21 protein-coding genes, 1 rRNA gene and 1 pseudogene are annotated in these 21,990 nt (G+C 71.6%); 6 read left to right on the top strand and 17 right to left on the bottom strand.

Annotation, left to right across the window (positions count from 1 at the left end; all coding sequences use genetic code 11):
* Positions 1–18 precede the first annotated feature (18 nt).
* Positions 19–189: pseudogene (locus QC283_RS30765) on the top strand (MarR family transcriptional regulator); the annotation flags it as partial.
* 100 nt (positions 190–289) lie between these two features.
* On the top strand, positions 290–949 hold the full coding sequence (locus QC283_RS30770) for a YdeI/OmpD-associated family protein (RefSeq protein WP_279565011.1): 660 nt from the start codon (positions 290–292) through the stop codon (positions 947–949).
* Here QC283_RS30770 and QC283_RS30775 read toward each other — a convergent pair.
* Positions 880–1,794, bottom strand: a complete 915-nt coding sequence (locus QC283_RS30775; protein WP_279565012.1) for a nitroreductase/quinone reductase family protein — start codon at positions 1,792–1,794, stop codon at positions 880–882. The genes QC283_RS30770 and QC283_RS30775 overlap by 70 nt on opposite strands.
* A 325-nt stretch (positions 1,795–2,119) precedes the next feature.
* Positions 2,120–3,076, bottom strand: coding sequence for an NAD(P)-dependent alcohol dehydrogenase (locus QC283_RS30780; RefSeq protein WP_279565031.1), 957 nt, complete (start codon positions 3,074–3,076; stop codon positions 2,120–2,122).
* Positions 3,077–3,189: 113 nt separating this feature from the next.
* Here QC283_RS30780 and QC283_RS30785 point away from each other — a divergent pair, with 113 nt between their 5' ends.
* A complete protein-coding gene (locus tag QC283_RS30785) occupies positions 3,190–3,879 on the top strand; it encodes a TetR/AcrR family transcriptional regulator (protein WP_279565013.1) in 690 nt (229 codons plus the stop codon).
* A gap of 243 nt (positions 3,880–4,122) precedes the next feature.
* Here QC283_RS30785 and QC283_RS30790 read toward each other — a convergent pair whose 3' ends face one another.
* The 6 genes from QC283_RS30790 to QC283_RS30815 all read right to left on the bottom strand — a co-directional run bounded on the left by QC283_RS30790 (position 4,123) and on the right by QC283_RS30815 (position 10,690).
* A complete protein-coding gene (locus QC283_RS30790) occupies positions 4,123–4,713 on the bottom strand; it encodes a phage tail protein (RefSeq protein WP_279565014.1) in 591 nt (196 codons plus the stop codon).
* A 177-nt stretch (positions 4,714–4,890) separates the two neighbouring features.
* Positions 4,891–6,591: a bifunctional uroporphyrinogen-III C-methyltransferase/uroporphyrinogen-III synthase gene (locus QC283_RS30795; RefSeq protein ID WP_279565015.1), complete on the bottom strand. Its 1,701-nt coding sequence runs from the start codon at positions 6,589–6,591 to the stop codon at positions 4,891–4,893.
* Complete coding sequence (gene hemC, locus QC283_RS30800; protein WP_279565016.1) at positions 6,588–7,547, bottom strand: hydroxymethylbilane synthase; 960 nt, start codon at positions 7,545–7,547, stop codon at positions 6,588–6,590. The genes QC283_RS30795 and hemC overlap by 4 nt, the downstream gene beginning before the upstream one ends.
* Positions 7,544–9,283 carry a glutamyl-tRNA reductase gene (locus QC283_RS30805; RefSeq protein WP_279565017.1) on the bottom strand — a complete coding sequence of 580 codons (1,740 nt, stop codon included), beginning with the start codon at positions 9,281–9,283 and terminating at the stop codon, positions 7,544–7,546. Before QC283_RS30805 ends, hemC begins: the two co-directional genes overlap by 4 nt.
* On the bottom strand, positions 9,280–10,074 hold the full coding sequence (locus QC283_RS30810; protein ID WP_279565018.1) for a redox-sensing transcriptional repressor Rex: 795 nt from the start codon (positions 10,072–10,074) through the stop codon (positions 9,280–9,282). The genes QC283_RS30805 and QC283_RS30810 overlap by 4 nt, the downstream gene beginning before the upstream one ends.
* Positions 10,075–10,348: 274 nt before the next feature.
* Positions 10,349–10,690 (bottom strand): glutaredoxin family protein, encoded by a 342-nt coding sequence (locus tag QC283_RS30815; protein ID WP_398013413.1) that lies wholly within the window; start codon positions 10,688–10,690, stop codon positions 10,349–10,351.
* Positions 10,691–10,927: 237 nt separating this feature from the next.
* Between QC283_RS30815 and QC283_RS30820 the strand changes: the two genes are divergently transcribed.
* The 3 genes from QC283_RS30820 (at position 10,928) to QC283_RS30830 (ending at position 14,565) form a co-directional block, all read left to right on the top strand.
* A complete protein-coding gene (locus QC283_RS30820; RefSeq protein ID WP_279565020.1) occupies positions 10,928–11,875 on the top strand; it encodes an HAD family hydrolase in 948 nt (315 codons plus the stop codon).
* A gap of 381 nt (positions 11,876–12,256) precedes the next feature.
* On the top strand, positions 12,257–13,054 hold the full coding sequence (locus QC283_RS30825; RefSeq protein WP_279565021.1) for an ECF subfamily RNA polymerase sigma factor, BldN family: 798 nt from the start codon (positions 12,257–12,259) through the stop codon (positions 13,052–13,054).
* A 263-nt stretch (positions 13,055–13,317) separates the two neighbouring features.
* Positions 13,318–14,565, top strand: a complete 1,248-nt coding sequence (locus QC283_RS30830) for a DUF5667 domain-containing protein (protein WP_279565022.1) — start codon at positions 13,318–13,320, stop codon at positions 14,563–14,565.
* Positions 14,566–14,610: 45 nt separating this feature from the next.
* On the opposite strand, the gene QC283_RS30835 is transcribed toward QC283_RS30830, so the two are convergent.
* The 9 genes from QC283_RS30835 to rrf form a co-directional block, all read right to left on the bottom strand.
* Positions 14,611–15,726 carry a lysophospholipid acyltransferase family protein gene (locus QC283_RS30835; RefSeq protein ID WP_279565023.1) on the bottom strand — a complete coding sequence of 372 codons (1,116 nt, stop codon included), beginning with the start codon at positions 15,724–15,726 and terminating at the stop codon, positions 14,611–14,613.
* A 14-nt stretch (positions 15,727–15,740) separates the two neighbouring features.
* The gene (locus tag QC283_RS30840; protein WP_279565024.1) at positions 15,741–16,802 is read right to left on the bottom strand and encodes an NAD-dependent epimerase/dehydratase family protein; all 1,062 of its coding nucleotides are present in this window, start codon (positions 16,800–16,802) and stop codon (positions 15,741–15,743) included.
* 212 nt (positions 16,803–17,014) lie between these two features.
* A complete protein-coding gene (locus QC283_RS30845; RefSeq protein ID WP_003948845.1) occupies positions 17,015–17,113 on the bottom strand; it encodes a 30S ribosomal protein bS22 in 99 nt (32 codons plus the stop codon).
* 109 nt (positions 17,114–17,222) lie between these two features.
* Positions 17,223–17,435 carry a helix-turn-helix domain-containing protein gene (locus QC283_RS30850; RefSeq protein WP_004984898.1) on the bottom strand — a complete coding sequence of 71 codons (213 nt, stop codon included), beginning with the start codon at positions 17,433–17,435 and terminating at the stop codon, positions 17,223–17,225.
* A 129-nt stretch (positions 17,436–17,564) separates the two neighbouring features.
* Positions 17,565–18,380: a phosphatase gene (locus tag QC283_RS30855; RefSeq protein WP_279565032.1), complete on the bottom strand. Its 816-nt coding sequence runs from the start codon at positions 18,378–18,380 to the stop codon at positions 17,565–17,567.
* Positions 18,381–18,740: 360 nt separating this feature from the next.
* The gene (locus tag QC283_RS30860) at positions 18,741–19,913 is read right to left on the bottom strand and encodes an acetoin utilization protein AcuC (protein ID WP_279565025.1); all 1,173 of its coding nucleotides are present in this window, start codon (positions 19,911–19,913) and stop codon (positions 18,741–18,743) included.
* A complete protein-coding gene (locus tag QC283_RS30865; RefSeq protein WP_279565026.1) occupies positions 19,864–21,117 on the bottom strand; it encodes an MFS transporter in 1,254 nt (417 codons plus the stop codon). Before QC283_RS30865 ends, QC283_RS30860 begins: the two co-directional genes overlap by 50 nt.
* Before the next feature lie 60 nt (positions 21,118–21,177).
* A complete protein-coding gene (locus QC283_RS30870) occupies positions 21,178–21,840 on the bottom strand; it encodes an HAD family hydrolase (RefSeq protein WP_279565027.1) in 663 nt (220 codons plus the stop codon).
* A gap of 75 nt (positions 21,841–21,915) precedes the next feature.
* A 5S ribosomal RNA gene (gene rrf, locus QC283_RS30875) occupies positions 21,916–21,990 on the bottom strand; the annotation flags it as partial.

Genomic DNA, 21,990 nt, shown 5'->3' on the forward strand with positions numbered 1-21,990 from the left:
CAGACACCGGACGAGGGAGTGACCACGCAGTACTCACACACCGACGCCGAGCTGATCCAGCAGCCCATCGGCTACCGGAGCTGGGCCGCCTACGACGCCGTCGTCAGCCGTATCCGCGCAGCCCTCGCCGACATCGGCACGACCCAGCCGCAGTGGCGGGTCCTGGCCCAGGTCGCCCGCGCGGACAGCCCCATCCACAACACGGGCGGCACGGTCTGGCATCACTAGGCCATGACCGTGCGACCAGGAAAGCCCGCCGCCGGGCCGAGCCCGGACTAGCCTGGCCCGCATGGACGAGTTCAACGGGGTGGAAGTCGTCGCGTTCCCGGACGCGGCGGCCTTCGAGGACTGGCTGGCCGAGCACCACACCCGCCGCGAGGGCGTGTGGGTCAAGGTGGCGAAGAAGGCGTCGGGGATCACGTCGGTCACGGATGACGAACTGGTCGACGTGGGGCTGTGCTGGGGCTGGATCTCCGGGCAGCGCCGGGGCTTGGACGACCGGTACTACCTGCAGAAGTACGGGCCGCGGCGACCGAGGAGCCTGTGGTCGCGGGTGAATGTCGAGAAGGTCGCGGCGCTGGCGGCGGCGGGCCGGATGCGGGAGTCCGGCCTCGCCGAGGTCCGACGGGCTCAGGAGGACGGCCGCTGGGACCGCGCGTACGCGTCGCAGGCGACGGCCGTCGTCCCGGACGACCTCGCCGCGGCGCTTGCCGCGAACCCGGCGGCGCGTGCGGCGTTCGACGCGCTCGACCGGACCGCCCGCTACCTCGTGATGCTCCCGCTGTTCCAGGCCGCGACGCCGCAGACCCGGCGGACGCGGCTGGAACGGGCGGTACGGGACCTGGCTGAGGGGCGGCAGGCGGGCGGAACGGAACAGCCTCAGCCCTTCGGCACGTCCGGCGGCCACGGCACGTCGGCGAGCAGCGGAAGCAACGCCTCCTCCTCGTAGTCCAGATGTGCGTTCAACCGCGAGGACATCTCCTCCAGCTCGGCGTGGAAGCGCTGCGGGTCGGCGATGACGATGCCGGCCAGCAGCGCCGCCAACTCGCCCTGGATACGGGCGATCGTGCGGTGCTCGTCGTCGAGGCGGGCGAAGACGCCGGTCAGGTGGGGGTGGTGACGGGCGATCCCGGGGAACAAGTGCCCGTCCTCACTGCTGTGATGGAACTCCAGCGCCTGGCAGAACGCGAGGCAGCGCTGCCGTATCCGCAGCCCGAGCCCTGGAAGCACCGGCGGCGCACTGGGCCCCTGACGCGCGGCCCGCGCCGCGAAGTGGGCCTCGACCTCCGCCCGCACCTGACGCAACTGCCCCCGCAGCCAGGTGTGCACCTCCATGAGCTTGTCGGCGAGGGTACGGACCTCGCCGGGCCCCTTCCACCCCTCGGGCTCGGCCCGCTCCAGCACCACGACCGGCAGAACCCTGCTGGTCCCGGCCTGGTAGTCGCCGTAACCGGGTTCGGCCCGCACCACGTGTGCGAACAACTCCGCACGCCGGTCCCCCTCCGCGGGCACGGCGAGCGCCTCGAAGGACCGGGTACCGACCTCCACCTGGACCACGGGACGGGCGAGCAGGTTGTGGTACCAGCCGGGGTGCCGCGGACCACCGAGGTTGGACCCGACGACCAGAAGTGAGTCGCCGTGGCGGACGTAACCGAGCGGGGTGGTCCGCGAGACCCCCGACCGGGCGCCGGTGGTCGTCAGCAGAAGCAGGTCACCGCCCTCGAAGGGGCCACCGACCTTCCCCTCGTTGGCGCGGAACTCGTCGATGACGGACTGGTTGAAAGACGTGGGCATACGTGTCTGTGTCTCCATGACGGCAGGCCGCGACGTGCATGCGTGCGTGCGTGCGTGCGTGCGTACGTGCGTACGTGCGTACGTGCGTACGTGCGGCACGGTGCCGGAAAAGGTGAGGCGAGCGAAGGACGACGTGCGGATCCGGACGCGCTACGTCGTGTCAGGGCGCGGAGTGAGAACTCATCACGTACCCCTTGAATGAAGGGCGCTCGCCCGATCGCCGGCCGGCCCACTGCTCTTTGACCGGCGCCACGCGGCACCACGCTCATTACACGCACCCGTCCGCCGCCTGTCAACGCGGGCCCCGGTGCCGCCGGTTGCCGCCCTACCCGATCCGGACGACGTGCTTGCCCCGGACGCCGCCGGCCTCCAGGGCACGGTGGGCGTCGGCAACACGGTCGAGCGGGTGCACGGTGTCCACGACGGGGATGACCTCACCGCGTTCCGCGAGCCGGGTGACCTCGTTCAGCAGCGCACTGCCGGGGTTGCCGCTGAAGGCGCGGACGCGGCTCTTCCCGTGCACGGCGGAGGCGAGGACCGCGGCGATCCCCGCGACCGGCCGGTCGGCGTCGATGGTGATGGCGACCATGCGCCCGCCCGGCGCGAGCAGGCGACGGACCTCGAACGGCCGGGTACCGACGGTGTCGAGGACGACGTCGAAGCGCCCGAGCCCGGACAGGGCGGTCGTACGGTGGTCAAACGCGTCGTCGGCTCCCAGGCCGCGCACGAAGTCGAGGTTCTTCCCGCCCGCGAGGGCGACGACGTGCGCCCCGAGGAGCTTGCCGACCTGCACGGCGACGCTGCCCACACCCCCGCTGCCACCCCGCACCAGGAGCCGCTCACCGGGCCGCAGAGCGGCCTTGTCACGCAGCGCGATCACCGCCGTGACCCCGCCCGCGAGCAGCGAGACGGCCTCCTCCGGGGTGAGGTTCTCGGGGGCGGGCGCGATCTGCCGGGGGCTCACGGCGACGTACTCGGCCATGCTGCCCGTTCTGCGCCCCAGCAGCCCCCACACCCGGTCGCCCACCCGCACCCCCGTGACGCGATCCCCGACTCCGGCCACCTCCCCCACGAAGTCGATACCGCTCGCCCGGGGAAAGGCCCGGCCGGTCACCAGACGCAGCTTCCCGGCCCGGAGCAGCAGCTCACCGCCGTTGACACCCACGGCGCGCACCCGTACCAGCACCTTCTCGGGAGTGACGGCCGGCACCGGCCGCCGACCGACGTAGAGCACCTCCGGAGGCCCGTAACGGTCGAAGAGAACCGCGTTCATCTCGCTCATGTCCAGTCCCACATCGCGTTCGGGAAGCGCGGAGGCGAGGTCCGCGTCCGCTGTTACGCTCACGCTAGACCCGTAAGTGGACGACATCGTCCGCTTGGCCGGAAGTGAGAAACATGCCTGATCGGACCTCTCACAACCCCCGGGAGCCCGCCGCCGGAGGCCCTCGGCCCGACGACCTGCGCGCCGACGCCCGCCGCAACCGCGAACGCGTCCTGGAGGCCGCGCGCGAGGTGTTCGCGGACCGGGGCGTCGACGCCCCGATGAGCGCGGTCGCCCGCCGGGCCGGCGTCGGCGTGGCCACCCTCTACCGCCGCTTCCCCACCCGCTCCGCGCTCGTCACCGCCGCCTTCGACGACCAGCTCGCCGTGTGCGCGACCGCCTTCGAGGAGGCGATGGCCGACCCCAGCCCGGGGCACGGCCTGTACGTCCTGCTGGAGAAGGTCTGCACCACGCTGGTCACCGACCGCGGCTTCGAGACCGTGTTCCTGGCCGACTTCCCCGAGGCGCTGGACTACGACCGGGAACGCGCCTGGGCCGAGGAGGGCCTGTCCCGCCTGGTCCAGCGCGCCCGCGAGGCCGGACACCTCCGCGAGGACTTCGACCCGGCCGACATCCCCCTGCTCCTCCTCGCGGTCAGCGGTCTGGCCGGCCAACCCCGCGACACCGCCCTGCCCGCGGCCCGCCGCCTCCTCGCCTACCTCTTCCAGTCCTTCCAGGCCCACCCACCGCCCCGCCCCGCCCCACTCCCCCCGGCGCCGCCGGTGGACCTGCGCGGTCTGCACCGGCCGACGGGGCGCCCCTAGGGGGTGTCGTTTGGATCTTGCCGGAGTCGCGGGGTCTGGCACGCACTCCCCCACTGCCTGAAGGGCGTGGGAGGTGCCCCCAGCGGCGTTGTCGTCGGTTGCCAGGGCTCCGCCCTGTCGCCCCCCTCCGCCTTGCAGCCGCACGCACCAGACCCCGCTCGGCTCCGCTGCAAGGCGCCGTCTCCTGGAGCCGACCTGATCCAAACGCCACCCCCTGGACCGCCAGGACCGGGCAGCGCAGGCTCAGTGGACGGTCAGGTGCGAGAAGCTGATCGTGAGGGTCTCCGCCGATGTGCCGTCAGAGCCCGCCGCGACCGAAGCCTGGTCGATCTTGGTGACCCTGGGGTCCTCCATCTCGTACCGCTTCACGGGCCGGTTCTGGAAGTCGTACATGACGATGGAGGCGGTCTCGGGCGCGATCTCTCCGGCCGCGAACCTGGTGAGCTCCTCGGACCTGGTCATGCCGCGAACGACCACGACCTCCCCGCCCGAGCCGGCGCCGGGAATCAGTCTGCGACCGGCCCTGCCGTCCTGCGACTGATGCGTGGTCTGCTGCTCTTCTTCCGTGCTCAGGCCGCTGACCTCTGCGAGGTACTCGACGCCCCGGCCTTCCATGGTGAAGCCGAAGTTGTGCGCGGTGAGGGCGTCTCCCGGCTGAAGACCCTTCGCCTCCACCTCCTCGGTCGCGCTGGAACGGGGCTTCGCCCCGGCGTCGGACGAACCCTCGCCCGACGAGCCGCTGCCGCATGCGGTCAGCAGCCCCAACGAGAGCAGCCCCGCGGTAGCCGCGCCTGCGATGCGCTGGCGGCGGCGGGTGGAAGTGGAGCGGGCCATGGAGAATCCCCTGTGCTGTCGGACGTTCCGTACCGGACGTCACTGACACTCTCAACCCGCTGTGCGGCTTGCATCGTGGTCATGTCACGGGCTTGCTACCGCGGCCTCGGACGGTGACGGACAAGGGGATGACGACGGCGGGGCACCCCGTAAGGAGTGCCCCGCCGCACGATCACCTCAGGTCGAAGTCGACCGACGTCTCCGCGCCCCCGGCCGCCGCTCGCTCGGCCGTGTCACCGGGTCCCCGGCCTCCACCGCCGCCGCGCGACGCCGCAGGCCGAAGTCGGCCAGGGCCTCCGCCAGCTTGGTCACGGACGGCTCGGGGGACATGACGTCGACCCGCAGCCCGTGCTCCTCCGCCGTCTTGGCCGTCGCCGGGCCGATGCACGCGATCACCGTCACGTTGTGCGGCTTGCCCGCGATGCCGACCAGGTTCCGCACCGTGGACGACGACGTGAAGAGCACCGCGTCGAAGCCGCCGCCCTTGATCGCCTCCCGGGTCGTGGCCGGCGGCGGCGACGCGCGCACCGTCCGGTAGGCGGTGACGTCGTCGACCTCCCAGCCCAGCTCGATCAACCCGGCGACCAGCGTCTCCGTGGCGATGTCCGCACGCGGCAGGAAGACACGGTCGATCGGGTCGAAGACCGGGTCGTACGGCGGCCAGTCCTCCAGCAGACCCGCGGCCGACTGCTCACCGCTCGGCACCAGGTCCGGCTTCACGCCGAACGCGATGAGCGCCTTCGCCGTCTGCTCCCCGACCGCGGCGACCTTGATGCCCGCGAAGGCACGGGCGTCCAGGCCGTACTCCTCGAACTTCTCCCGGACCGCCTTCACCGCGTTGACCGACGTGAACGCGATCCACTCGTAGCGGCCCGTCACCAGGCCCTTGACCGCCCGCTCCATCTGCTGGGGCGTGCGCGGCGGCTCCACCGCGATGGTCGGGACCTCGCTCGGCACGGCGCCGTACGAGCGCAACTGGTCGGAGAGCGACGCCGCCTGCTCCTTCGTACGCGGCACGAGCACCTTCCAGCCGAACAGCGGCTTGGACTCGAACCACGACAACTGGTCGCGCCGGGCGGAGGCGGAACGCTCGCCGACCACGGCTATCACCGGGCGGCCCCCGTCCGGGGACGGCAGCACCTTCGCCTGCTTCAGCGTCTGCGCGACCGTGCCCAGCGTGGCGGACCAGGTGCGCTGCCTGGTCGTCGTACCGGCGATCGTCACCGTCAGCGGGGTGTCCGGCTTGCGGCCCGCCGACACCAGCTCACCGGCGGCCGCGGCCACCGAGTCGAGCGTCGTCGACACGACGACCGTCCCGTCGGAGGCACCGACCTCGGTCCAGCAGCGGTCCGACGCCGTGCGGGCGTCCACGAACCGCACGTCCGCGCCCTCGGCGTCCCGCAGCGGCACACCGGCGTACGCGGGCACACCGACGGCGTTCGCGATACCGGGGACGACCTCGAAGGGCACCCCCGCCGCGACGCACGCCAGCATCTCCTCGGCGGCGTACGTGTCGAGCCCGGGGTCCCCGGTCACCGCACGCACGACCCGCCTGCCGCCCCGCGCGGCCTCCATGACAAGATGTGCGGCATCCCGCACGGCGGGGACGCCCGAGGTCGTTGACGCACCGTCAACTACCTTCAGCTGGGGCGCGCCTGTGCCCGGATCCGACGGATCGGCATCCGTGTGCACTTCCGACACGCCCTGCCTCGCGTGCGTGCGTACGACGTCGAGCACCTCGTGCTCGGCGACGAGGACGTCCGCGTGCGCCAGTGCCTCCACGGCGCGCAGAGTCAGCAGTCCCGGATCTCCGGGTCCGGCACCCAGGAAGGTGACGTGCCCGTGTTCCGGACCGGTGGGAAAGGTGGTGGGGCTCAATGTGCTCGCTCCCCCATCAGACCGGCCGCGCCCTGGGCGAGCATCTCGGTGGCGAGTTCGCGACCGAGTGCCATCGCCGCATCGTGCGTCTGGGGCACGGGACCGGTGGTGGACAGCTGCACCAGCGTCGAGCCGTCGGTGGTACCGACGACGCCGCGCAGGCGCATTTCCTTGACAGTCTGCCCGTCGGCCAAAAGGTCGGCCAGCGCGCCCACCGGGGCGCTGCAGCCGGCCTCCAGGGCGGCGAGCAGTGACCGCTCGGCCGTCACGGCGACCCGCGTGAACGGGTCGTCGAGCTCGGCGAGCGCGGCGATCAGCTCCGCGTTGTCCGCGGTGCATTCGATCGCCAGTGCCCCCTGGCCGGGGGCGGGCAGAACCGTGTCGACCGACAGGAAGTCGGTCACCTCGTCGATGCGGCCCACCCGGTTCAGTCCGGCGGCGGCCAGCACGACGGCGTCGAGCTCACCGCTGCGGACGTATCCGATGCGGGTGTCGACGTTGCCCCGGATCGGGACCGTCTCGATCTCCATCCCGTGGGTACGGGCGTACGCGTTCAGCTGCGCCATGCGCCGCGGCGCGCCCGTCCCTATCCGCGCCCCGCGGGGCAGGTCGGTGAGCTTGCGCGCGTCCCGGGCGACGACCACGTCCCGCGGGTCCTCGCGCTCCGGCACGGCCGCCACCACCAGCCCCTCGTGCTCCGCGGTGGGGAGGTCCTTGAGCGAGTGAACCGCGAAGTCCACCTCACCCCGCAGCAGTGCCTCGCGCAGCGCGGCCACGAACACGCCCGTGCCGCCGATCTGCGCCAGCTGCTCACGCGAGACGTCGCCGTACGTGGTGATCTCGACCAGCTCAACGGGCCGACCGGTCACCTGGCTCACGGCGTCCGCCACCTGCCCGGACTGGGCCATGGCGAGCTTGCTCCGCCTGGTCCCCAGCCTCAGTGCCTTCTCAGTCATGCCGGCCCTCGGTTCTTCTCAGTGCTGTTCTCGGCGCGGGAGACGGAGGCCACCGTCTCGGGGTCGAGGTCGAACAGGGTGCGCAGCGCGTCCGCGTACCCGGCACCGCCGGGCTCGGCGGCGAGCTGCTTGACCCGTACCGTCGGCGCGTGCAGCAGCTTGTCGACCACACGCTTGACGGTCTGGGTGATCTCGGCGCGATGCTTGTCGTCGAGGGACGGCAGCCGCCCCTCCAACCGGGCGATCTCGCCCGCCACGACGTCGGCGGCCATGCTGCGCAGCGCGACGACGGTGGGCGTGATGTGCGCGGCCCGCTGGGCCGCCCCGAACGCGGCGACCTCGTCGCCGACGATCCGGCGGACCATGTCGACGTCGGCGGCCATCGGAGCGTCGGCCGAGGCGTCGGCGAGCGACTCGATGTCCACCAGGCGGGCCCCGGCCAGCCGGTGCACGGCTGCGTCGATGTCGCGCGGCATCGCGAGGTCGAGGAGGAAGAGCACGGGCTGCGGGCGCGGCACCTCGGCGACCGGCTCGGGCCGGCGGCGCTCGGGGATGCGGCCGACACGTGTCGCCGTCGCGGCGAGCGCGGTGATCAGCTCGGCGTCCGCCTCGGCACCCGGCCGCCCCGCCTCGCGCGACCGGTCCACCGTCGCACCGCCGGCGGCCCAGGCTCCGTGCTGCTCCAGCGTCGCCGCGTCCATGCCGGCCACCGCGGCCTCCCCCATGACGGAGAAACCGGACGGCACGGAGGACAGGTCCAGCGGGCAGTTCTCGTCGGTACCGGCGCCCGGCAGTGGCGTTTCGCCACCCTCCCGTACGGCGGTGGGGCCGGCGGCGTCCACGGTGGGTCCCCCGCCGTCCAGCCCCGCGTCCAGCCCGGCGGCGGGAGCACCGGGGCGCCCCTCCACCGCGGCCGCCACGGCGTCGGCGGTGAGGACCAGCCCGGTCGCACCGGTGCAGGAGACGGCCACGTCGGCACGTGTCAGCTCGAGCGGCACCGAGTCCATCGGTACCGCGCGGGCCAGCACGTCCGTGTCGTCGCCCTCGGAAAGGATCTGCGCGAGCCGCTCGGCGCGCTCGAAGGTGCGGTTGGCCACCACGATCTCGGCGACCCCGGCACGCGCCAGCGTGGCGGCGGCCAGCGAGGACATCGAGCCGGCACCGATGACGAGGGCCTTCTTGTCCCGCGCCCACTGCTGGACGTCGGCCCCGGCGGACAGCTGCTCCAGGCCGAAGGTGACCAGGGACTGTCCGGCGCGGTCGATGCCGGTCTCGGAGTGGGCCCGCTTGCCGACGCGGAGCGCCTGCTGGAAGAGGTCGTTCAGGAGCCGCCCGGCGGTGTGCAGGTCCTGCGCCCGGGCCAGGGAGTCCTTTATCTGGCCGAGGATCTGACCCTCGCCCACCACCATCGAGTCGAGCCCGCAGGCCACCGAGAAGAGGTGGTGGACGGCCCGGTCCTCGTAGTGCACATAAAGATAAGGAGTGAGCTCCTCCAGGCCGACCCCGCTGTGCTGGGCGAGCAGCGTGGACAGCTCGGCGACACCGGCGTGGAACTTGTCCACGTCGGCGTACAGCTCGATGCGGTTGCAGGTGGCCAGCACCGCGGCCTCGGTGGCCGGTTCGGCGGCGACCGTGTCCTGCAGCAGCTTGTGCTGCGCCTCGGCGCTCAGCGAGGCCCGCTCCAGGACGCTGACGGGGGCGCTGCGATGGCTCAGTCCTACGACGAGGAGGCTCATGCCGGCATCACGGCGGGTACGTCCCCGTCGGGTCCCTTGTCGGCGGAGCCGGCGGAGTCGGCGGAGGAGCCGGCGTGCGGCTGCTTACGGGCGACGGCGGGCGGCGCGACGGTGTCGGCCGCGGCCTCCTCGCCCGCTTTGCGCTGCTCGTGGAAGGCGAGGATCTGCAGCTCGATGGAGAGGTCGACCTTGCGCACGTCGACGCCCTCGGGGACGTTCAGCACGGTCGGCGCGAAGTTCAGGATGGAGGTGACGCCGGCGGCCACGAGCCGGTCGCAGACCTGCTGGGCGGCACCGGCGGGGGTCGCGATCACACCGATCGAGACACCGTCGTCCTGGATGATCTTCTCCAGCTCGTCGGTGTGCTGCACCGGGATACCGGCGACGGGCTTTCCGGCCATTCCCGCATCGGCGTCGATCAGCGCCGCGACCCGGAAACCGCGGGACGCGAACCCGCCGTAGTTGGCGAGCGCGGCACCGAGGTTACCGATACCGACGATCACAACCGGCCAGTCCTGGGTGAGCCCCAGCTCGCGGGAGATCTGGTAGACGAGATACTCGACGTCGTAGCCGACGCCCCGGGTCCCGTAGGAGCCGAGGTAGGAGAAGTCCTTGCGCAGCTTCGCGGAGTTGACCCCCGCCGCGGCCGCCAGCTCCTCGGACGAGACCGTGGGCACCGAGCGCTCGGAGAGCGCGGTGAGGGCGCGGAGGTACAGCGGAAGCCTGGCGACGGTGGCCTCGGGAATCCCTCGGCTGCGGGTCGCCGGTCGGTGTGTTCGGCCAGTTGCCACGGTGCTCCTGCGGGTAGAGCGGGGCTGTAGGCGGTCATACGTCCCTACATGACCGCCCCGTCGAATGCAGGCTATGTCTTTGTGAACGCGTGCACAAAGATGGTGTCCGATTTGCCCGGCCAACGTGACCGGGCTCACGCACTCCCGGCGCGTGAACCGGGAACCGGCGCACGCGCGCCCGCGATCCTCTCCCATCGGGGGCAAAGCCGCACACACTCCTCACGATCAACGCCCCCGAGACCAAGTCACCATCGATCCTAAGCGACCATCCGGACTACTTGGACTCGTCGGTCAGTGCCTTGCGCAGGCGTTCCTCGTTCACACGCCAGAAGGTGTGCTGCCTGCCGTCGACGAGGACGACCGGGATCTGCTCCCAGTACTCGTCGTGGAGTCGGCGGTCCTCGGTGATGTCCTTTGCCTCCCACGGGACACCGAGATCGGCACACACCTTCTCGACGACGAGCTGTGCGTCATCACACAGGTGACAACCGGGTTTGCGGATGAGGGTGACGAGATGGTTCTCGGAGTACTCAGAGGGTTCAGCGGGCTCGGGGGACTGCGCGGGCTGCGGGGCCCCCGCGGTCGGCGAGGGCTTCCGGCGGAAGAGGGGACTCATGCCGGCCATTCTCGCGCGCACGACGGCGCGGGCCGACCCCTCGGCGGCGCGTCGACGGCACCGTCGCGGCGGACGGCCTGCCGGAGCGGCACGCCGACGCGCCCGCGGGACCGGCCCCTCGGCGGGCTTTTCGACGAGCCCTTGGGTGTGCCCCTTAACACCACGGTCGCCCGGAGTTCACAGCCTCCGAACCTCTCGGCTCCGAAGCCTCCGAACAAACTGGCTATGCTCACGGGCATGGCCGCTCTTCGATGGCTCACTCCCCGTAGGCGCTCCGCCACGGCGCGGAGCGTGTTGGCAGGCGAGGCGTCGGCGGAGGCAGCCCGCAAATCCGCCCAGTCCGCCGAGCTCGCGGAGCTCGCGGAGGGAACAGCCCCCGACGCGGGCTCGGAAGCGGAGTTCCCGGTCCACGGCGACGACAGGGCAGCCGCCTTCTTCGACCTCGACAACACCGTGATGCAGGGCGCCGCGATCTTCCACTTCGGCCGTGGCCTGTACAAGCGGAAGTTCTTCGAGACCCGGGACCTCGCCCGGTTCGCCTGGCAGCAGGCGTACTTCCGGCTCGCCGGGCTCGAGGACCCGGAGCACATGCAGGACGCCCGCGACTCCGCGCTGTCGATCGTCAAGGGCCACCGCGTCTCCGAGCTGCGGTCGATCGGCGAGGAGATCTACGACGAGTACATGGCCGAGCGGATCTGGCCCGGCACCCGCGCCCTCGCCCAGGCCCACCTGGACGCCGGGCAGAAGGTGTGGCTGGTCACGGCGGCCCCGGTGGAGATCGCCCAGGTGATCGCCCGCCGCCTGGGCCTGACCGGCGCACTGGGCACGGTGGCCGAGTCGATCGGCGGCGTCTACACGGGCAAGCTGGTCGGCGAACCGCTGCACGGCCCCGCGAAGGCCGAGGCGGTCCGGGCACTGGCGACGGCGGAGAGCCTGGACCTGTCCCGCTGCGCCGCCTACAGCGACTCCCACAACGACATCCCGATGCTGTCGCTGGTCGGACACCCGTACGCGATCAACCCTGACTCCAAGCTGCGCAAGCACGCCCGGGAGCTGGAGTGGCGCCTGCGCGACTACCGCACGGGCCGCAAGGCGGCCAAGGTCGGCATCCCGGCGGCCGCGGGCGTCGGCGCCGTGGCCGGAGGCACCGCGGCGGCCATCGCGCTGCACCGCCGCCGCCGCTGACCCCCGCCTCCGCGGATCCCGCCGCCGGCGCCCGTCGACCGATGGGCCGACGAGTCGATGGGGCCGATAAGGCCGGTGGGGCCATCCATGCGTCGTACCCCCGGGGCGTTCCCTCCAGTCTCCTTTTCCCACATTGACCACAACACGCTCTGTAGTCACAAGGAAACCGAACCATTCCGGTCATCAAGCGATCACTCTGTCGCATCTGATCGGGCGTCAACCGGGCACAGAAGCGACGTAATCGATGATTTGAGCAACTGGGCGTAGCAGCACCTGTACGAAGCGTTATTCTCCTCAGACGCATTCCGGCACCCCACCTTCGCTACGACGGGTGAATGGTTCCGTACTGCACGTGATGGAAGCTCTGCCTCTGGGAGTCCCGTGTACCCACACGTCGGGGTTGACGCCTCGGGCCTGGCTACGCTGCGCGCAACGGTCAAATCAGCCCAAGACCTGCTGCGCGGCTTCGTCCCCACCGCGTACGCCCTGCCCGCCCTCGCCGCGGCCACCGCCCCCGTCGGCCCGTGCTACGCACTGGCCGACGGCAGCGCCGCCGTCGGCAGACGCGCCCGGTCGTCCTCGTCCGGGACCGCCGCCGCAACCACCCACCGCCGCCCCGCCGCGGACAGTGACAGCGCCCGCATGATGGACCTGGTCGAGCGCGCCCAGGCCGGCGAGTCCGACGCCTTCGGACGGCTCTACGACCAGTACAGCGACACCGTGTACCGCTACATCTACTACCGCGTCGGCGGCAAGGCGACCGCCGAGGACCTCACCAGCGAGACCTTCCTGCGGGCCCTGCGGCGCATCGGCACCTTCACCTGGCAGGGCCGCGACTTCGGCGCCTGGCTGGTGACCATCGCCCGCAACCTCGTCGCCGACCACTTCAAGTCCAGCCGCTTCCGGCTGGAGGTCACCACCGGCGAGATGCTCGACGCCAACGAGGTCGAGCGGTCCCCGGAGGACTCCGTCCTCGAATCACTCTCCAACGCCGCCCTGCTGGACGCCGTACGACGACTCAACCCACAGCAGCAGGAGTGCGTGACCCTGCGCTTCCTCCAGGGCCTCTCGGTCGCCGAGACCGCACGCGTCATGGGCAAGAACGAGGGCGCCATCAAGACGCTCCAGTACCGGGCCGTGCGCACCCTCGCCCGGCTGCTCCCGGACGACGCGCGCTGAGCTCCCGGCGCCCCGGAGGCGCCGCAACCCGCCAACACTCCCCGTGCCCCCCAAAACACCACCGGTGAAAGTCCGTTGTGCCCACGGTCCGATCATCCGCCGTCCGTAACCCAAGTGCCGCGCCGCTCGTTGTGCGGGATGCAGGCTCCCTGTGGTCACTCCCTGGCCGACTCCGATCACTCGATCGGGGGGTTGCGGTCAGGGTGTGCAACCCTCAGGACCCCCTGGGGAGTCGACCGTCATGACGAGAGGAGGTGCCGCCAGTGATCGCGAACGTATCGGCGCACCGGCGGGCGAACGCCTTCGCCCAGGCTCTGGAGGAGCAGTCCGACCCCGCGGCGGCGGCCGAGCAGTCCGGAGGACCGGCAGCCGCCGGGGCCACCGCGGAACCGACCGGGCAGGGTCGTATGTTGACCCTCGCCACCGGCCTGGAGACGCTGCCCCGGCCCCAGCTGGATCCCGAGGTCAAGGTCGTCCAGCGGGCCCAGCTGGTGGCCGCGTTCGAGGCCATGCTGCAGGAGGGCACCGCGGGCGACGGGGCGACGGACACTTCGGTACCTGAACAGCGCCGGGCGCGCGGCACCCACCGGGCGGCCCCGCTGAGCCGGTTCCGGCCACGTTCACGGCTGGCCAAGGGCCTCACCGCGGGCGGACTGAGCGTGAGCGTGGCCGCCGGAGCCTTCGGCGGAGTAGCCGCCGCCAGTTCGGACGCCCTGCCGGGCGACTCGCTCTACGGCCTCAAGCGCGGCATAGAGGACTTCCGCCTCGGCCTCGCCGACGGGGACGACGAACGCGGCCGGGCCCATCTGGACCTGGCATCCACCCGGCTGAGCGAGGCACGCCGGCTGATGGAACGCGGTCGCAGCGGCCCCCTCGACCACGAGTCCCTCGGCGAGGTCCGCCGCGCGCTGTCGGGCATGGAGCACGACGCGTCCGAAGGCCACCGCCTGCTCAGCGCGGCCTACGCCCGGGACCCCGACTCGCTCGCCCCCATGCGCGCCCTCTCCGCCTTCTCCCGCTCCCACAAGGAGACCTGGGGAGCACTGCGCGAGCGACTGCCCGTCCAGCTCGGCGACGTCAGCGAACAGGTGTCGTCGGTCTTCGACGCCATAGAGGACGACGTGGCCCCGCTGCAGTCCATGCTGCCGCAGCCACCGGCCCAGGACGACGACGACAGCGGAGACGGCGGCCCGCAGGACAGCTCCGAGTCGGCGACCACCGGCACGCCCGGCTCCGGCCACTCCTCGGTCCCCAGCACCAGCGACGGCGGTACGTCCGAGCGCGGGCGCACGGACAGCGGCAGGCCCAGCGAGTCGACCGACTCCGGCCAGGAGAACGACGGCCTCCTCGGCGGCGGCACCGGCGGCCTGCTCGACCCGCCGAAGGACACCGGCACCGCCTCCCCGCCGACGGGCGACAACACCCCGCCCGTCGAACCGGACGTCACCCTCCCGCCCCTCCTCCCGGGCCTCCTCCCCGGCCTGGGCATCGAGGCGGACGACGCGGACTGAGCCGATGTGCGGCGGTGGGATGCCCCACCGCCGCACCGCCGTACGTCAGAAGAACACCGACCGCCGCTGCACGAGCAGCTTGTAGAGCGTGTGCTGGATCTGCTCCCGCACCTGGTCGGTCAGGTTGAACATCAGCATCGGATCCTCCGCCGCCTCCGGCGAGTAGCCGTCCGTAGGGATCGGCTCACCGAACTGGATCGTCCACTTCGTCGGCAACGGCACCGCGCCCAGCGGCCCCAGCCACGGAAAGGTCGGCGTCAGCGGGAAGTACGGGAAACCCAGCAGCCGCGCCACCGTCTTGGCGTTGCCGATCATCGGGTAGATCTCCTCCGCACCGACGATCGAGCACGGAATGATCGGCGCCCCCTGCCGCAGCGCCGTCGACACGAAGCCGCCGCGCCCGAAGCGCTGAAGCTTGTAACGCTCACTGAACGGCTTGCCGACGCCCTTGAAGCCCTCCGGCATCACCCCGACCAGCTCGCCCTGACCGAGCAGCCGTTCGGCGTCCTCCGCGCAGGCCAGCGTGTGGCCGAGCTTGCGGGCCAGCTCGTTGACCACCGGCAGCACGAACACCAGATCCGCCGCCAGCAGCCGCAGATGGCGATCGGCCGGATGATGGTCGTGCACCGCGACCTGCATCATCAGCCCGTCCAGCGGAAGCGTCCCGGAGTGGTTGGCGACGATCAGCGCCCCGCCCTCGGCCGGGATGTTCTCCACGCCCTTCACCTCGACCCGGAAGTACTTCTCGTACACCGGGCGCAGCATGGACATCAGCACCTGGTCGGTGAGCTCGGCGTCGTAGCCGAAGTCGTCGACCTCGTAGTCGCCGGTGAGGCGGCGGCGCAGGAAGGCCAGCCCGCCCGCGATACGCCGCTCCAGGCCGCCGTCCTCCTCCCGCGACCGCGGCTCCGGCACCGCCCCCGGCCCCGGCGACGACTCGGACGCCACGGGACCGTCGTCGTCCGGCGCGGCTCCGCGCACGGGCAGGGGCCGCACCTCACGGACCGGCACGGACTCCGCCGCGCCTCCCCGCCGGCTCCCCGCGCCACGGCGCCGCGCCGAGCGCTGCGCCGCCTTCCCCCCACTCGCGCCGCTCCCCGCACTCCCGCCGCTCCCCCGCGACCGGTCGTCGTCGAACGGAATGACCTTGGCGTCCGCCATCGTTGATGCGCTCCTCAGTTGGCGCTCTGCGTCGGGAGGTGGCCACTGCCCCGCAGGGACAGCTCCGCGATCCGGTCGACGGCCCCCGCGAGGACCTCGGGCGGCAGCAGTCCGGCACCACGGCCGCGCGCGAAGTCCGCGAACGCCTGGGCTGTCGTGTACTTCGGCCGGAAACCCAGGGTCTCGCGCATCTGCGTGGTGTCCACCACCCGCCCGTGGGTGAGCAGCCGGATCTGCTCGGGGGAGAAGTCCGTCATCCCCAGCGTACGCACGAGCGAGCCCGCCCAGGTGACCGCGGGCAGCAGCAGCGGCACCGTGGGGCGGCCCAGCCGGCGCGAGCACTGGGAGAGCAGCAGGACGCCGTCGCCGGCGATGTTGAAGGTGCCGCTGTTCAGCGTGCCCCGCCGCGGCTCGTGCGAGGAGAGACGCAGCACCTCGATCACGTCGTCCTCGTGCACGAACTGCAGCCGCGGGTCGTAGCCGAACACCGTCGGCAGCACCGGCAGCCCCAAGTACGAGGCGAGCGGCGTCTCCGCCCCCGGGCCCAGGATGTTGGCGAACCGCAGCACGGTCACCGCGACGTCGGGCCGACGGCGCGCGAATCCCCGCACGTACCCCTCGACCTCGACCGCGTCCTTGGCGAAGCCACCGCTCGGCAGCGACTTGGGCGCGGTCGTCTCGGTGCAGACAGCCGGGTCGCGCGGCGCGGACCCGTAGACGTTCGTACTGGACTTCACCACGAGCCGCCGCACGGTCGGCGACTTCTGACAGGCACCGAGCAACTGCATCGTGCCGATGACGTTGGTCTCCTTGACCGACGTCCGGCTGCCACTGCCCAGCGGCGTGCCCGTGACGTCCATGTGGACGACCGTGTCGGCGCCCGTCTCGGCGAGCACCCGCCCGATGGCCGACTGCCGGATGTCCGCCTGGACGAAATCGGCACCGCCCAGATGGTGCTCCGGCGCGACGGCGTCCACACCGACGACCCGGTCCACGTCGGGGTCACGCTGGATACGCCGTACGAACCGGCCCCCCAGCTGACGGGCCACTCCGGTCACGAGCACGACCTTGCCCAAGATCAGCGCCTTCCTTCCGCCCTACCGCCTACCCTGCCGCGTTCCCCGCCTGCGGGCCAACTTAGCCGGTCGGTGTTGCGCTGTGATGACCGCCGGATGCAGCAAGTGACGGGAATTCGCGGTCGCGCCGCGCACCCGCGTCGCCGGTACGACTGTGGCCCCCCACCGAATACGGTGGGGGGCCACAGGACACGCTGACGGCGCGGCGTCGCCTACTTCTTGTTGCGACGCTGAACGCGCGTGCGCTTCAGCAGCTTGCGGTGCTTCTTCTTGGCCATCCGCTTGCGCCGCTTCTTGATAACAGAGCCCACGACTACCCTCGCTCACTTCTCATCACTCGGTTGCTGGGCGCCATGGGCCCACACGACCTACGAGGGGCCAGCCTAACCCGCCCGAGCGCTGAGCTCGTAATCGAGGCCGTCAGGCCGTTTCCACCCCCACGTAGCTCTCGCGGAGGTACTCGTGAACCGCTTGCTCCGGGACGCGGAACGACCGTCCCACCCGGATCGCGGGCAGATGACCGCTGTGCACCAACCGGTACACGGTCATCTTGGACACGCGCATCACCGAGGCGACCTCCGCCACGGTTAGGAACTGAACCTCGTTCAGAGGCCTTTCGCCAGCTGCAGCCATGACACACCTGAACCTTCCGCACTCGACGGGCACCGGCTTCCCCTTCCGGTGACTCTTCGTCGCTGCGTGCTCACTCCCCAATGTAGGGGCGGGTGATGCGAATGGGGAAGAGGTGCACCCATCGCTTCCCTACCGTGACAGACACGCCCGATTGAGTACGTAGCGGGTAAGCGGCCGGTAGTACTCAGACCGCACAGCGTCATCAAGTGGAACGACGACGGACACGCACCCCTCTGCCTCCCCGACGAAGAGCGCGGGATCGTCCGTATCGGCCGGCCCGATGGCCTCGAACCCCAGCTGACCTGCTCCGCAGACCCATCCGTGGTCGCCGATCACCAGCTCGGGAAGCGGCCCGCCGGCCTCGGCCGCGGCGGCCAGCGCGGTACGAACCGGGAGCGGCGAATGCGTGTGCGCGCCGGGCTCACCACCGGCGCACCCGGCGCCGGGTTCCCGCACCAACGCGACTCCCCGGACGTAGTCGAGGTTGTACGTGCGTAGACCGAACCGGGTCGTTATGTCGACACGGTGACCCTGCGCCGGGGTGATGACAGCACATCCCGCCGCCGACAGCGCCTCGGCCAAGGCGGCGTAGAAACCGAGCAGTCGGTGCGGATGTCCGGTGCCGAGAAGCACCGGCCCGCGACGCTGAGCTACCGCGGCGAGCCGCCCGGCGAAGGCGTCCAGGGCCGCCAGCGTCCTCTCCGGATCGATGACGTCCTGGCCCGAGGTGTCGTCCGGATCGGCCGAGACCCCGCACCTCTCCGCCATCAACCCGAGCAGTTCCCGCTGCCCCCACTCCCCCTCCGGATCGATCCCGATCAGCACCCGCGGGTCCCGGGCGGCGAACAGCCGGTAGCTCCGCAGACTCACCTCCCGGGAAGTCGCCACGACCCCGGCGAGACGAACGTCCAGAAGATGAGCCCGAAGAGCCCCAGAGGTCAGCACACCCCCGATGCTCCCGCCTCCCCCTCCCCCCAAGGCAAGGAACGCACAAACAAACCCACGACCGGCGTAACACCCCGCCTGCGAGCACAGCCGCGAGCAGTCGTGCGCGCGCACCAGCACGCCCAGCTGCGGGCAATCGTGCCTCCCCCAGTGCCTGAACGGCCTGGGAGGTACCCCCAGGGCGGCACGGGTGGGCGGTGGGGGCACCTCCCGCTCGAGCGAAGCCGAGAGTGGGGGAGGCACCCCGTAAGCGCCGGGCCGCGCACCCCACCCCCGGCCCGCACAGACGCCGGGCCACCTACAGACGCCGGGCCACCGCCACCCCCCAGACCACCCAGCGCCCCGCCCCGCCCCGCCCCGTCAAGCCAAAAGCCCCCGCAACGGAAACACCGCCCGCCGAGCCGCCACCACCGCCTGGTCCAACCGATCCGCGGGGTCGTACCCCGCCTCCCACGACGCCCACCCCACCGGCCACCGCCCATCGGTCATCCGCATCGGCCCCAGCTGCCGCGTCCGCGCGAACACCTCCTGCCGCCACCCCTCCGGAATCACCGTCTCCGGCTCCACCGGCCGTCCCGCCGCGATCCCCACCAGATGGGTCCACGACCGCGGCACCACATCCACCACGGCGTATCCGCCACCCCCCAGCGCCACCCACCGCCCCCCGGCGTACTCGTGCGCCAGCTCATGGCACGCCACCTGCACCGCCCGCTGCGCGTCCAGCGACACCGCCAGATGGGCGAGCGGGTCCTCGAAGTGCGTGTCCGCCCCGTGCTGCGTCACCAGTACCTGCGGCCGGAAGTCCGCGATCACCTCCGGCACCACCGCGTGGAACGCCCGCAGCCACCCCGCGTCCCCGGTCCCCGCCGGCAGCGCGACGTTCACCGCCGACCCCTCCGCACAGTCCGCCCCGGTCTCCTGCGGCCACCCGGTCTGCGGGAACAGCGTCGCCGGATGCTCGTGCAGCGAGACCGTCAGAACCCGCGGGTCCTCCCAGAACGCCGCCTGCACCCCGTCCCCGTGATGCACGTCCACATCCACGTACGCGACCCGCTCGGCCCCCAGCTCCAACAGCCGGGCGATCGCCAGCGCCGCGTCGTTGTACACGCAGAATCCCGAAGCCGCGCCCGGCATCGCGTGATGCAGCCCGCCGGAGAAGTTCACCGCGTGCGGCGCGTCCCCCCGCCACACCGCCTCCGCCGCCCCGACCGACTGCCCGGCGATCAGCGCGGACACCTCGTGCATCCCCGCGAACGCCGGATCGTCGATCGTCCCCAGCCCGTACGACCCGTCCGCCGCCCCCGGATCCACCGACGCCGCCTTCACCGCGTCGATGTAGTCCTCCCGGTGGACGAGCCGCAGCGTCGACTCCCCGGCCGGCCGCGCCGCGACGACCTCCAGCTCCCGGTCGAGCCCCAGGGCACCGACCAGTCGTCGCGTCAGGGCGAGCCGGACCGGATCCATCGGATGCTCCGGACCGAAGTCATAGCCCGTTACTGCCTCGTCCCACATCAGCTGTGCGCGGCCGCTCATGCCCGCCACCGTATCGGTCCGCTTCGGCCTCGAACGACCTGGCGTACACGACCGTCACCAGCACCAACACCATCGGTACGAGCATGGCCCCGCGATAGCTCCAGGCATCCCCGAGCGCCCCCACCAAGGGCGAACCGATCAGGAACCCCACGTAGTTGAAGACATTGAGCCGCGCCACCGCGGCATCGGACGCCCCGGGACGGCCGTCCCGCTCGGCGGCGAGCCGCCCGGCCGCCGCGAACGTCTGCGGCACCAGCACACACAACCCCAGCCCGAGCAGGGTGAACCCGAGCATCCCCACCCACGCCCCCGGCGCCCCCGCCACCACGGCGAACCCACCCGCCGCGACAACAGCTCCGCCCCGCACCACCGCCACGGCCCCGAACCGCCGCACCCCGAGGTCCCCGACGGCCCGCCCCACCAGCGTGGTCACCATGTACACGTTGTACGGCACGGTGGCCAGCTGCTCCGAACCCCCCAGCACGTCCTGCAGATACTTCGCGCTCCAGTTGGAGACGGTCGAGTCCCCGATGTACGCGAACGTCATCACCAGGCACAGCGGCAACAACACCTTCAACCCGACGCCCGCGCCCAACGCCTCCCGCGGCCCCTCAGCCCCGGCCGCCCCACCAGCCCTGCCCCCGCCATCCCCGTCGACGTACCACCGGCTTCCCACCAGCGCGGCTGGCAACAGCACCACCACGACCGGCAGATACAGCACCCACAACGCCAGGTCCCAGTGCGCCCCCACCCACGCCAGCGAGGCCCCCAGAATCCCGCCCAGGCTGTACGTCGCGTGAAACCCCAGCATGATGCTGCGCCCGTACGACCGCTGCAGGCTCACCCCGAGCATGTTCATCGACGCGTCCAGCGCGCCCACGGCCAGCCCGAAGGCGGCCAGCGCGACGGCCAGCACCGCCACCCGGTCCCCCGCTCCGACTCCGAGCAGCGCCAGGAGCACCACGGGCTGGGACCAACGCAGCAGCCGACTCGGCCGCACCCTCCGCACCAGACGCCCGGTCGCCACACTCCCGACGCCGGCCAGGACCGGTACGGCGGCCAGGAAGACGGGCAGCAACGCGTCGGAGACGCCGTACCGGTCCTGGATGGCCGGGATGCGCGTCACCAGCAGAGCGAAGGCGACGCCCTGGGCGAAGAACCCGAACGCCAACGAGACCCTGCCGCGCCGCAGCACATCAGTCATGGCGGCGAGCGTAGGACCCCGGCCTACCCCTGGATAGATCCGGCCGAAGATGAATTCCGCTCAGCTTCGGGGCGTGCCCTGCACGAGCAGGTCGGCCAACTCCCCCATGTCGCCGAAGAGACGGGTGGCCCCAGCGAGCCTCGCGGCCGGTGTCATCGCGGTGAACCCGTACACGTCCATCCCGGCCGCGACGGCTGCCCGCACTCCGAGCGGGCTGTCCTCGATCACGACGCACCGCTCGGGCGCGACGCCCATCCGCTCGGCCGCGTGCAGGAACAGATCGGGGGCCGGCTTCCCCCGCCCCACGTCCTGGGAACTGAAGATCCGCTCGTCGTCGAACAACCGGTCCAGCCCGGTCTTCCGGTGCCCCACCCGAATCCGCTCGTGACTCCCGGAGGAGGCGACGCAGTACGCCACCCCGTCCGCCGCGAGCTTCTCCAGCACGCCGATCACCCCGGACACCGGCTCCAGCTCCCGTTCGAAGGCGGCGAACACCCGCCTGTGGAAGACGTCGTCGAAGTCCTCGGGCAGCCGCCGCCCCGTCCGCTCCAGGACGAGGTCGTGCACCCGGTGCATCGCCCCACCCATGTAGTCCCGAAGAGAGTCGTCGTACGACGTCGGGTGCCCCAGCTCGGTCAGGTAGCCGGCCAGGTGCCGGTTGGAGATCGGCTCGCTGTCGACGAGGACGCCGTCGTTGTCGAAGATAACCAGGTCGTAGCGCATACAAAGACAGTAAACGCGCCAGTAAACGCAGAAAACCCCGCACCGTTCCCGGTGCGGGGTTTTCTCGCAATGATTGTTCGGCGGCGTCCTACTCTCCCACAGGGTCCCCCCTGCAGTACCATCGGCGCTGTAAGGCTTAGCTTCCGGGTT

This window comes from Streptomyces sp. DH41 (assembly GCF_029813785.1).
In the GTDB taxonomy this organism is placed as follows: Bacteria; Actinomycetota; Actinomycetes; order Streptomycetales; family Streptomycetaceae; genus Streptomyces.

Excerpts from the sequence above, each read along its gene's own strand:
- QC283_RS30770 (WP_279565011.1), top strand. The coding sequence starts at position 290 with ATGGACGAGTTCAACGGGGTGGAAGTCGTCGCGTTCCCGGACGCGGCG.
- QC283_RS30775 (WP_279565012.1), bottom strand. The coding sequence starts at position 1,794 with ATGCCCACGTCTTTCAACCAGTCCGTCATCGACGAGTTCCGCGCCAAC.
- QC283_RS30780 (WP_279565031.1), bottom strand. The coding sequence starts at position 3,076 with ATGAGCGAGATGAACGCGGTTCTCTTCGACCGTTACGGGCCTCCGGAG.
- QC283_RS30785 (WP_279565013.1), top strand. The coding sequence starts at position 3,190 with ATGCCTGATCGGACCTCTCACAACCCCCGGGAGCCCGCCGCCGGAGGC.
- QC283_RS30790 (WP_279565014.1), bottom strand. The coding sequence starts at position 4,713 with ATGGCCCGCTCCACTTCCACCCGCCGCCGCCAGCGCATCGCAGGCGCG.
- hemC (WP_279565016.1), bottom strand. The coding sequence starts at position 7,547 with ATGACTGAGAAGGCACTGAGGCTGGGGACCAGGCGGAGCAAGCTCGCC.
- QC283_RS30805 (WP_279565017.1), bottom strand. The coding sequence starts at position 9,283 with ATGAGCCTCCTCGTCGTAGGACTGAGCCATCGCAGCGCCCCCGTCAGC.
- QC283_RS30815 (WP_398013413.1), bottom strand. The coding sequence starts at position 10,690 with ATGAGTCCCCTCTTCCGCCGGAAGCCCTCGCCGACCGCGGGGGCCCCG.
- QC283_RS30820 (WP_279565020.1), top strand. The coding sequence starts at position 10,928 with ATGGCCGCTCTTCGATGGCTCACTCCCCGTAGGCGCTCCGCCACGGCG.
- QC283_RS30835 (WP_279565023.1), bottom strand. The coding sequence starts at position 15,726 with ATGGCGGACGCCAAGGTCATTCCGTTCGACGACGACCGGTCGCGGGGG.
- QC283_RS30850 (WP_004984898.1), bottom strand. The coding sequence starts at position 17,435 with ATGGCTGCAGCTGGCGAAAGGCCTCTGAACGAGGTTCAGTTCCTAACC.
- QC283_RS30860 (WP_279565025.1), bottom strand. The coding sequence starts at position 19,913 with ATGAGCGGCCGCGCACAGCTGATGTGGGACGAGGCAGTAACGGGCTAT.
- QC283_RS30865 (WP_279565026.1), bottom strand. The coding sequence starts at position 21,117 with ATGACTGATGTGCTGCGGCGCGGCAGGGTCTCGTTGGCGTTCGGGTTC.
- QC283_RS30870 (WP_279565027.1), bottom strand. The coding sequence starts at position 21,840 with ATGCGCTACGACCTGGTTATCTTCGACAACGACGGCGTCCTCGTCGAC.